Origin of the sequence: Mesorhizobium sp. M7A.F.Ca.CA.002.09.1.1, assembly GCF_003998555.1 — a bacterium.
Taxonomy (GTDB): domain Bacteria; phylum Pseudomonadota; class Alphaproteobacteria; order Rhizobiales; family Rhizobiaceae; genus Mesorhizobium; species Mesorhizobium ciceri.
Genome location: NZ_RZRR01000217.1, coordinates 1 through 7068 on the forward strand (window position 1 = coordinate 1; position 7068 = coordinate 7068).

The following is a 7068-nucleotide window of genomic DNA, read 5'->3' on the forward strand; positions in this document are numbered from 1 at the left end:
GCGGATAATTTTCCCGCCCTGCCCCCGCCGCTCGACCACCACGAGGCGCTGGTCGAATCCGACCGCTGCTATTTCTGCTACGATGCACCGTGCATGAATGCATGCCCGACTTCGATCGACATTCCGCTGTTCATCCGCCAGATCTCGACCGGTAATCCGATCGGTTCGGCCAAGACCATCTTCGACCAGAACATATTGGGCGGCATGTGCGCCCGCGTCTGCCCGACCGAGACGCTGTGCGAGGAAGTCTGCGTGCGCGAGGTGGCGGAAGGCAAGCCGGTGCAGATCGGCCGCCTGCAGCGCTACGCCACCGACGTCGCCATGGGCGAGAACAAGCAGTTTTATCCGCGCGCCGAGCCGACCGGCAAGACGGTCGCCGTGGTCGGCGCCGGGCCGGCCGGCCTTCGCGCGCGCCTCCAGGATGGTCACGTCATGGCCGTGGCGGGCGAGCCGGTGCGCGGCGGCAAGGCCGGCGGCCTCAACGAATACGGCATCGCCGCCTACAAGAGCGTCGACGATTTCGCCCAGGCCGAAGTCGACTACGTGACCGCGATCGGCGGTATCGACATCCAGAACGGCAAGGCGCTCGGCCGCGACTATCAGCTGTCGGATCTGATCCGCAATTACGACGCGGTGTTTCTCGGCATGGGCCTTGGCGGTGTCAATGCGCTGCGTGCCGATGGCGAGGACGCTGACGGCGTCATCAACGCGGTCGAGTTCATTGCCGAGCTGCGCCAGGCCAGCGACCTTTCCGGCCTGCCGGTTGGTCGCCGCGTCGTCGTCATCGGTGGCGGCATGACGGCCATCGACGCCGCGGTACAGTCGAAGCTGCTCGGCGCCGAGGAGGTGACGATCTGCTACCGGCGCGGCCAGGAGCACATGAATGCGTCTGAGTTCGAGCAGGATCTGGCCGCTGCCAATGGCGTCAGCATCCGTCACTGGCTGCAGCCGAAGCGGGTGATCGCCGAGAGCGGCAAGGTCACTGCCGTCGAACTCGAATACACCGCCCTCAACGGCGACAGGCTTGCCGGCACCGGCGAGACGCTGACGCTCGTTGCCGATCAGGTGTTCAAGGCGATTGGACAGAGCTTTGTCCCGGCCGCCCTCAACGGCAGCGGTGCATCGATCGGCCTCGAAGCCGGCCGCATCAAGGTGGATTCGGAAGGGCGCACGTCGCTTGCCAAGGTCTGGGCCGGTGGCGACTGCATCTTCGGTGGCGACGACCTGACCGTCTCGGCGGTCGCGCAGGGACGCGACGCTGCGGAGAGCATCAATCGGGCACTGACCTCGAACGGGAGGGCATGAGCATGGCGGATATCAGAAACAATTTCGTCGGCATCAAGTCGCCCAATCCGTTCTGGCTGGCCTCGGCGCCACCGACCGACAAGGCCTACAACGTCATCCGCGCCTTCAAGGCCGGCTGGGGCGGCGTGGTGTGGAAGACGCTGGGCGAGGAGGGCCCACCGGTGGTCAACGTCAACGGTCCGCGCTACGGCGCGATCTGGGGCGCCGACCGCCGCCTGCTCGGCCTCAACAACATCGAACTGATCACCGACCGCGACCTGCAGGTCAATTTGCGCGAGATCAAGCAGGTCAAGAAGGACTGGCCCGACCGCGCCATCGTCGTCTCGCTCATGGTGCCTTGCGTCGAGGAGGCCTGGAAGGCGATCCTGCCTGTGGTCGAGGAGACGGAGGCCGACGGCATCGAGCTCAATTTCGGCTGTCCGCACGGCATGTCGGAACGCGGCATGGGCGCCGCCGTCGGCCAGGTGCCGGAATATATCGAAATGGTGGTGCGCTGGTGCAAGCAGAACACCCGTATGCCCGTCATCACCAAGCTGACGCCCAACATCACCGATGTGCGCAAGCCCGCGCGCGCAGCACATGCCGGCGGCACCGACGCGGTGTCGCTGATCAACACCATCAATTCGATCACTGGTGTCGATCTCGACAGCTTCGCGCCGCAGCCGACCATCGACGGCAAGGGCTCGCATGGCGGCTATTGCGGGCCGGCGGTAAAGCCGATCGCCATGAACATGGTGGCCGAGATCGCGCGCGATCCGGAAACGCAGGGCCTGCCGATCTCCGGCATCGGCGGCATCACCACCTGGCGTGACGCGGCCGAATTCATGGCGCTTGGCGCCGGCAATGTGCAGGTCTGCACGGCGGCGATGACCTACGGCTTCAAGATCGTGCAGGAGATGATCGCGGGCCTGGAAAACTGGATGGACGAGAAGGGGCACGCCTCGCTCGACGACATCGTCGGCCGCGCCACGCCCATTGTCACCGATTGGCAGTATCTCAACCTGAACTACGTCGCCAAGGCGCATATCGACCAGGATGCCTGCATCAAGTGCGGCCGCTGCCACATCGCCTGCGAGGACACTTCGCACCAGGCGATCACCAGCATGGTCGACGGCGTCAGGCACTTCGAGGTCATCGAGGCCGAGTGTGTCGGCTGCAATCTCTGCGTCAATGTCTGCCCGGTCGAGAACTGCATTACCATGGAGCCGCTGGCAGCCGGTGTGATGGACCAGCGCACCGGCAGGCCGGTATCGCCGGTCTACGCCAACTGGACCACGCACCCGAACAACCCGATGGCCAAGGTGGCTGCGGAGTAGGAACTCCCCCAAGAGAAAAACGGCGCTTTCGAGCGCCGTTTTTCATTTTCCTATTGCAGATATGAATTATCCACGATAGTATGTATCCATGAATAAGGAACCTGTTCGATGAAGCTGGGCGAGGGTGTTGAAGCAGCCATCCATTGCGCCGCCACGCTGGCCAGTGTGGAAGGCAATAGCACCATGCCGGGCGCCGCTCTCGCCGAGGCCTTTGGCCTTTCGCCGAGCTATCTGCTCAAGCATCTCAACATGCTGAGCGCGGCGCGCGTCCTGGAATCGGTGCCCGGGCCTGCCGGTGGCTATCGGCTGGCGCGGCCAGCCGAGCGCATCACGCTGCTCGACATCGTGCTGGCCGTCGAGGGCCGCGAGCCGGCCTTCCGCTGCGGCGAGATCCGCCAGCGCGGTCCGGTGAAGCTCGATGCGTCGGCCTATGTGAAACCCTGCGGCATCAACGCCGCGATGCTGAAGGCCGAACGCGCCTATCGCGCCGCGCTCGCCGAGACCAAGCTGTCCGATATCGTGGCCACCTACGCGGCAGAAGGCGATCCCAGGTCGCTTGCTGCGAGCTGCGCCTTTGTCGAGCGCCACCAGCGGCCGCAGAAATCCAGTTAACTCCAAAACCTCAAAACCCAAGCAGACGTGAAAGGACGAGACGATGAAACAGAGGCTGCAATTTTTCGCCAAGGCGCCGGAGATCATGAAGGCGGTGTCGGCGCTCAACAAGGCGGTGGACGAATGCGGGCTCGAGGTGAGCCTGCTGCACCTGATCAAGCTCAGGGCTTCGCAGATCAATGGCTGCTCGTTCTGCGTCGAGATGCACAGCCGCGAGGCCAGGCGCGACGGCGAGACCGAGCAGCGGCTCTATCTGGTTTCAGCCTGGAAGGAATCGCCGCTGTTCTCGGAGCGTGAACGCGCGGCTTTGGCCTGGACCGAAGCCGTCACCCTGATCGCCAACAACGGCGTGCCGGACGAACTTTATGCACGTACGCTGGAGCATTTCTCAGAAGAGGAGCTGGTCAAGCTGTCCGTTGCGCTCGGCATGATCAACACCTGGAACCGGCTGTGCATCCCGTTCCAAGCCATACATCCGATGCCGGCGGCCAAGGCTGCCTGATTGTCCAATCATGTTGGGAGCGCCGTGGAGAGCGCGCTCCCACTGCCTTAAACCTTTAAAGGGGAGAGTTTGATGCCTGCGGATTTGCCTTCGACCTTGTTGTTTCTCGCTCGCCTGCTGCTCGGCGGCGCCTTCGTTTTCGCCGGCCTGCGCAACATCCAGAACGCGGCCTTCCTGACCCAGCTGATGGCCGCGCGCGGTGTGCCGCAGGCGCGGTTGGCACTGTGGACTGGTATCGTGCTTCAGGTCGCCGCCGGTGTGCTGGTCATCGCAGGATTGTGGACGGCACTCGCGGCCACGGTGCTGCTGCTGTTCCTCATCGTCGCCACGCCGATGTTCCACAATTTCTGGGACCATCAGGGTCCGGACCGTGCGTCCCGCATCAATGGCTTCGTCGGGAATGTTGCCCTGAGCGGTGGCTTTCTGACCCTGATCGCGCAATCCGTTTGACGCACAGTTCCATGCCGACTGCGGCCTCTGGTGCCGACGGCTCGACCATAAAATCGGAACCAATCGAGCCGTTGACGCATTTCACACCTGCATGCCCAGCATCCAGGATGAAATATGAAAATCGCCCATGTCGCGCCGCTTTATGAATCGGTGCCGCCAAGGCTCTATGGCGGCACCGAGCGCATCGTCTCGTATCTGACCGAAGCGCTGGTCGATCTGGGTCATGAGGTGACGCTGTTTGCCAGTGGCGACAGCCAGACCTCCGCGAAGCTGGTACCCAGCCGGGAACGCGCGTTGCGCCTCGATCCGCGTCCGCTCAAATCCGAGATCGCGGCGCATCTTTCGATGCTTGCGCAGGTGAGGGAACGGGCGTCGGAGTTCGACGTCATCCACTTCCACCTCAGCCACTTCCTGCATTTTTCCTTCTTTGAGGATATTGCGGAGCGGACGGTGACGACGCCGCATGGCAGGCTGGATTATGTCGACCTGGCGCCGGCCTATGAACGGTTCCCGCGCTTTCCCCTGATTTCCATTTCGCACAGCCAGAAGGCGGGCCTTGCCAACGCCAACTGGTTGGCGACGATCCATCACGGATTGCCGACTGCTCTCTACGAGCCGACGTTCGAGACGGCCGCCGAAGAACCCTACCTTGCCTTCCTCGGCCGGTTCTCACGCGACAAGCGCCCGGATCGCGCCATCGAGATCGCCTTGCGTTCGGGGCTCAAGCTCAAGCTCGCGGCAAAGATCGGCGACGACGATCGCGCCTATTTCCGTGAGGTGGTCGAGCCTTTGATCGATGGCGATCGCGTTGTCTATGTCGGTGAGATCGAGGAAAACCAGAAGGCGGAATTTCTCGGCAAGGCGGCAGGCCTGCTGTTCCCGATCGACTGGCCGGAGCCGTTCGGCCTTGCCGCTATCGAGGCAATGGCCTGCGGCACACCGGTCATCGGCTGGAGTTGCGGTGCGCTGCCGGAGATCATCGATCAAGGCGTCACCGGTTTTATCGCTGACACAATGGATAGCGCGGTCGCTGCGGTGCCGGACTTGCTGCAACTCGACAGGCGAAAGGTGAGGGCCGTTTTCGAAAAGCGGTTCTCCGCCCGAAGAATGGCCGGCGACTATCTGGCCGCCTATGCGGGCCTGATCGGCGTCCCGAGCACGGCGAAGGCGTCTTGAGCAGCGACGTGCTCGAGCCACGGCAACGAAACAACAGGGATCTTTGACGAATGGCCCAACTCGATGAGCGCCAGCTCGATCCTGCGGTTGCGCTTGCATCGCTCGACGCCACCGCCCCTCGCGAGCCGCATCGGTTGTTTGCGCTCAAGCAGGGCGATTGCTTCGCCGTTGCCGACGCCTATGGCGACATACGTGGCGCCGGCGACGGTTTCTTTCGCGACGACACGCGGGTTCTTTCCGAGTTCCGGCTGACCGTCGGCGGCAGGCAGACATCTCTGCTCGGCGCCTCGCTCAGCCAGGACAATGTGCTGTTCACCACCAATTTGACCAATCTGCCGATACAGAGCGCCGGTGGACGCGACATCCCGCAGGGAGCCATTCACATCGAACGCGTCAGACTGCTTTGGCAGGACAGGCTGTTTGAACGCATCACCCTTTCCAATTACAGCCGGGAACACTCGACGATCAGCGTTTCCCTGCACTATTCCGCCGATTTCCGCGACATGTTCGAAGTGCGTGGCTCGACACGGCCGAAGCGCGGGCTGGCCCATGCCGCCGAAACAAACGCGACGTCGGTCCTGCTGCGCTATGATGGGCTCGATGGCCTGGCCCGCCTCTCGGCGATATCGTTCTCGCAGGCGCCGGACCAACTGAGTGCCAACCGTGCCGATTTCCTGATCGCCGTGACCAAGCGCAGCAGGAAGGTGCTTTATGTCGAGGTCGGTCCCGAGGTGGCCGACAAGCCCGACCGCGACCGGTTCCGCGCCGCTGCCGCCCGCGCCCGCTTTGGCATGCGGGCCAAACGTCGCCATGGCGCGACGGTGCGCAGCTCGGGCCGTGTCTTCAACGACTGGGTCGAGCGCGCTCGCGCCGATGTCGCGCTGCTGACCACCGAGCTGGCGACCGGCCCCTATCCCTATGCCGGCATCCCCTGGTTCTCGACGGCGTTCGGCCGCGACGGCGTCATCTCGGCGCTGCAGATGCTGTGGCTCAATCCGGGCCTGGCGCGGGGCGTGCTGGCCTTTCTGGCCCAGCATCAGGCGACCGAGACATCGCCGTTCAGCGATTCGCAGCCGGGCAAGATCATGCACGAGACCCGCAAGGGCGAAATGGTGGCGCTGCGGGAGCTTCCCTTTGGCCGCTACTACGGTGGCGTCGATACGACACCGCTCTACATCTACCTTGCCTGTGCCTACGCCGATCGTACCGGTGACATGGCGTTCATCGACGGCCTGTGGCCGTCGCTGTGCGCCGCGGCCGAATGGACGGAGGAGGCGGGCCGGGAAACCGGATTCGTGACTTACCAGCGAGCGGCCGAGTCCGGCCTCGCCAACCAGGGATGGAAGGACAGTTTCGATTCGGTCTTCCATGCCGATGGCCGCATTCCCAAGGGCCCGATCGCCCTTGTCGAAGTGCAGGGCTACGTCTTTGCCGCCTTCCGGGGGCTGGCGGCACTTGCCCGTCGCCGGGGCGAGAACGACAGGGCCGACCACTGGGATGATCGCGCCGAAGCGATGCGGGTTGCCGTGGAACGGGATTTCTGGCTTGACGATCTCGGCTTCTATGCGCTGGCAATCGACGGTGCCGGCGAGCCCTGCAAGGTGCGGACCTCGAATGCGGGGCATCTGCTCTTTGTCGGATTGCCTGAGCCGGCGCGGGCCCAGATGGTGGCTGACCAGCTGCTTTCCGCCTCCTTCCATTCGGGCT

At 63.9% G+C, this 7068-nt stretch carries 7 protein-coding genes and 1 pseudogene; 7 read left to right on the forward strand and 1 reads right to left on the reverse strand.

Annotated features, from left to right (window positions below; genetic code table 11):
• A pseudogene (locus EN994_RS36835) lies at positions 1–439 on the reverse strand (hypothetical protein); the annotation flags it as partial.
• On the opposite strand from EN994_RS36835, the gene EN994_RS12165 reads away from it, so the two are divergent.
• The 7 genes from EN994_RS12165 to EN994_RS12195 form a co-directional block, all read left to right on the forward strand.
• Positions 322–1305 carry an FAD-dependent oxidoreductase gene (locus EN994_RS12165; RefSeq protein WP_348631677.1) on the forward strand — a complete coding sequence of 328 codons (984 nt, stop codon included), beginning with the start codon at positions 322–324 and terminating at the stop codon, positions 1303–1305. The pseudogene EN994_RS36835 and the gene EN994_RS12165 overlap by 118 nt on opposite strands.
• 2 nt (positions 1306–1307) lie before the next feature.
• Positions 1308–2621 carry an NAD-dependent dihydropyrimidine dehydrogenase subunit PreA gene (gene preA, locus EN994_RS12170; protein WP_127307556.1) on the forward strand — a complete coding sequence of 438 codons (1314 nt, stop codon included), beginning with the start codon at positions 1308–1310 and terminating at the stop codon, positions 2619–2621.
• A gap of 108 nt (positions 2622–2729) precedes the next feature.
• A complete protein-coding gene (locus tag EN994_RS12175) occupies positions 2730–3233 on the forward strand; it encodes an Rrf2 family transcriptional regulator (protein ID WP_013530895.1) in 504 nt (167 codons plus the stop codon).
• Positions 3234–3276: 43 nt separating this feature from the next.
• Positions 3277–3735, forward strand: a complete 459-nt coding sequence (locus tag EN994_RS12180; protein WP_024501510.1) for a carboxymuconolactone decarboxylase family protein — start codon at positions 3277–3279, stop codon at positions 3733–3735.
• A gap of 72 nt (positions 3736–3807) precedes the next feature.
• Entirely contained in the window at positions 3808–4185 is a 378-nt protein-coding gene (locus tag EN994_RS12185) for a DoxX family protein (protein WP_013530897.1), read from the forward strand.
• A gap of 114 nt (positions 4186–4299) precedes the next feature.
• Positions 4300–5361, forward strand: a complete 1062-nt coding sequence (locus tag EN994_RS12190) for a glycosyltransferase family 4 protein (protein ID WP_013530898.1) — start codon at positions 4300–4302, stop codon at positions 5359–5361.
• 50 nt (positions 5362–5411) lie between these two features.
• Positions 5412–7068: glycogen debranching N-terminal domain-containing protein (locus EN994_RS12195; RefSeq protein WP_127307557.1), on the forward strand; the 1657-nt coding region annotated here is incomplete at its 3' end.